This is a genomic window from Cobetia sp. (genome assembly GCF_983723665.1).
In genome coordinates this window covers 1-3,470 of the sequence record NZ_CFDJES010000004.1, presented here as the reverse complement: position 1 = coordinate 3,470, position 3,470 = coordinate 1, and the positions used below count along the sequence as shown (strand labels likewise).

General features: G+C 66.2%; 3 protein-coding genes. 1 reads left to right on the top strand and 2 read right to left on the bottom strand.

Annotated features, from left to right (window positions below):
• On the bottom strand, nucleotides 1-1,295 hold a 1,295-nt coding region (locus AC4FAH_RS00930), incomplete at its 3' end, for a PQQ-dependent sugar dehydrogenase (protein WP_490245555.1).
• A gap of 70 nt (nucleotides 1,296-1,365) precedes the next feature.
• On the bottom strand, nucleotides 1,366-2,400 hold the full coding sequence (locus AC4FAH_RS00925; RefSeq protein ID WP_225347119.1) for a lysophospholipid acyltransferase family protein: 1,035 nt from the start codon (nucleotides 2,398-2,400) through the stop codon (nucleotides 1,366-1,368).
• A 331-nt stretch (nucleotides 2,401-2,731) separates the two neighbouring features.
• Between AC4FAH_RS00925 and AC4FAH_RS00920 the strand changes: the two genes are divergently transcribed.
• Nucleotides 2,732-3,466 (top strand): class I SAM-dependent methyltransferase, encoded by a 735-nt coding sequence (locus AC4FAH_RS00920; RefSeq protein ID WP_225347118.1) that lies wholly within the window; start codon nucleotides 2,732-2,734, stop codon nucleotides 3,464-3,466.
• Nucleotides 3,467-3,470: the final 4 nt, after the last annotated feature.

The window sequence follows — 3,470 nt, the reverse complement described above, 5'->3', positions numbered from 1 at the left end:
CTATCCGAGGTGAAGTACAGGCTGCCATCAGGGCCGAACAGGACATCGAGCGGGCGAATCCAGCGCTGACCGCTGCTGCTGTCCTGCAGGCCGGTCAGCACTGGCACCAGGCGTGCTTCAGTGTCTGGCGTCGCCAGCTTGAGGCCCAGCAGGCGAGGCTCACGGCGGCTGGCCGGGTCACCCGCGGCGTTGCCGGAGGGCGCCGTGCCCCAGCTGCCGTGGACTGCCACCACGACATCCATGTCTGCCGCCAATGGATGCTCTGGCGTTACCACCGCGATTCCCATCGGTGCACTGCGAGCGGGGATCTCGGCCAGCGGCGGCGCAATCTCGTCACGCTCACGCGGTGAATCGCTCGTGATGCAGTCATCCGCCTGCCAGCGGCCATCGACCCACTGATACCAGGGCATGCCATGGAAGCTGCCTTCGCGGGCAGCAACCACCAGTTCGCGGGGTTGCTCATAGCCCCAGTGGTCGGGGCCGTTGTTGGTAGCCAGCAGACGCGGCTCATCTTCCCTACCTGGCTGCCAGGCGAGGCCTACCGGGTTGCGTAGCCCGCTGGCCCAGGGCTGCCAGTGCGGCGCATCGCCGGATTCCTCAAGGCGCAGCACGCCACCGCGGCGTTCACTGAAGGAGTAGCCCTGCTCGCTGCCTGCGAGGTATTGATTCGAGCAATTGCCCTGGATGCCCAGCGCCAGATAGAGGCCACCATCCGGCCCGAGACTCAAGGTGCGCGAGTTATGGCCACCGCCGCCGGGCAGGGCGATCAGCTCACGAAAGTCATCGCGGGTGAGAGACTCGCCGGGTGAATAGTCGGCGACCAGCAAGGCTGCAGTGGTCGCGACATAGAGCTTGTCACCACGCACCACCAGCGAGTGAGGGTAGCCCGACAGTTCGACCAGCGTCTTCACGGCAGGGAGGCTGCCGTCCGGCGTCAGCTGAGCGCGATAGACACGCTCGGCCCGCGAGCCGATCAGCAGTTCGCCAGCATCAGTGAGGTGCAGCATGCGTGGACTGTCGAGCGAGGCCAGCCGCTCGAGCGTGGCGCCCTCAGGCAGCTTGAGCGCAGGGGCATCACTGGGCACTTGCTGAGCGCTCACCAGCGACAGCGAGGAAGCGGCCTCTGTCTCTGCCTCTGCCTGGGCAGGCAGAGACAATGCGAGACAGGCCGCCGCGGCACTTGCGACCAGGCGTGTCGCCAGACTTGCCGGCAGGCGTGTCGATACTGCCCGGGGCAAGGAGGGGCGCCGGGGCGATGAGCTTGTGAGGTGAGCGGTGTGAGTCTCGATCGGCATCCTTGCCTCCTGTCATTGAGCCATGCGCATTCAGTCTGGGAGCTGATGGCTTGATCCGCCAGTGTTGCCCTCAGCCGCGCTTGCTGGCCTTGCGGCGATGCTTGAAGTAGCGGCGCCAGCCCTTGAGCGAGAAGAAGGAGTAGGTGCGCGCATAGAAGCGGGCTTCCTGCCAGCCCGGTTGTTGCTCCATTTCCTGCGGGCTCTTGCGCCAGCGCTTGTATTCCCACTGATACTGGGCCGGCGCCAAGGCGATCGCCGCTTCCACCGAGGAATTCACCCCGCGTGCCGAGGCGACTTCCTCTTCGCAATAGACTCCCTCATCCGCAGCGAGGAAGTGGATGGCGAAGCCATGGCCATCTTCCAGACGCTGGGCGACACCGGTGACGACGCGGGCATCGGTTCTCGCCACCAGCTTGGGCAGCAGGGTGGCGGTATAGGCGGGGCGGCCATAGAAGTCGGCGAAGACGCCGCTGCCACGGCCCGGCTCCTGATCCGGCAGTATGCCGATCGCTTCGGCGCGCTTGAGTGCCTTGAGCAAGGCAGCGACGCCACGCGAGTTGGTGGGCACCAGGCTCGCACCCATGCGCTCACGGCCATTGCGGATGATCGGGTCGAGGCGTTCGAACTTGGGCGGCTCGTACATGGCGGTGAACGGGAAGTGGCTGGAGAGCCAGAAATTTAGCACTTCCCAGTTGCCGAAGTGTGGCGCCAGCACGATGACGCCGCGCCCCTCGGCGCGCGCCTCGTCGAGCAGGTTGCGGCCGTGGACCTCGAGAATCGAATCGCGCACGGCGTCTTCATCGCCCAGCCACACCTTGCCCAGTTCCAGCATGGTGGCGGTGGAATGCGCGAGGCTGTCGCTCGCCAGACGCGCGCGCGCCTGGCTGTCGAGCTGCGGGAAGGCCTGGCCCAGATTCTGGCGCGTGACCCGGCGCTCGCGGGGATTGCACAGCTGCACCACACGCGCCAACGGGCGCGCCAGCCACCAGAGCTGGCGGGTGCTGAGCCCGGACAGTCGTTGCCACAGACAGGCCACGGAGTTGGCCTTGAGAGGAGTCAGGCGCTGTTCCATGGCCTGTTCGAACCGCTTGAGAGTCTTGTCCATCGTCACACGTGAAGTTCCGGTGGTCTGGCGTGAAAGATCGCGCCTGTCTGACGCGAAGGCAGGCGCCGTGACATCGTCAGGTGTCGCGGTGCCGCACTCGAATGATGCTCATTGTGCCAGAGGGGGGCGGTGCCTGCAGGCTCCATCGTGGCAGGCGCAAGACACTGGCGCGGGGTATCATTCAGCACTCAGACCGTCGCCACCTTCGATACGTTCACCTGCTGCGGAATTGCCCGTGCCGCCGCGGTATCGCGCGTGGCGCCGAGTCGTCACCGCCAGTCGTGTGGTGACGTCGATCCTCATCGCCAGTGTCCCTTGCCGCGGAGCCCTGATGTCAGCCCCTGATTCCCCCGTTCCCTATCCGCCTTCAGATACTGTCTGCCCGCTGTGTGAGGCGTCCCAGAGCCAGCATGTACTGCACCTGGTACAGCGACGCAGGCCATGCCCCGAGACCGGTCAGCGACCGCCCGCCGACGAGCGCGATTACCTGCGCTGCCCGGAATGTCATCTGCTGTATCTGGCGCCGTCCCAGCGCCTGGATGCCAGGGCAGAGCAGGACATCTACGACCAGCACGAGAATGACCCGGCAGACCCGCGCTATCGAAGCTTCCTGGCCAAGCTCTTCACGCCGATGTGCGAGCGGCTCGCGGCCGGGGCCCGCGGGCTCGATTTCGGCTGTGGGCCGGGGCCTGCCCTGGCGCAGATGTTCGAGGAGGCGGGCCATCCGATGGCGCTGCACGACCTCTATTATCATCCGAACCCGTCAGCGCTCACCCGCCAGCATGACTTCATCGTCAGCACCGAGGTGATCGAGCATCTCTACGCGCCGGGCGAGGTCTTCCGCCAGTGGTTGCGTTGCCTCAGGCCCGGCGGCCTGCTGGGGGTGATGACGCAGCCCGCCTCGGATGATCCGGAGGCGCTCAGGCGCTGGCACTACCTGCGTGATCCGACGCATGTGTGCCTGTTCAGCCCGGCGACCTTTGCCTGGCTTGCGCGCACGCACGGACTCGAGCTTGAGCAGGTCGCCAACGACAGCGTCATCTTCCGCGTGCCCCAACCCGCCTGACAAG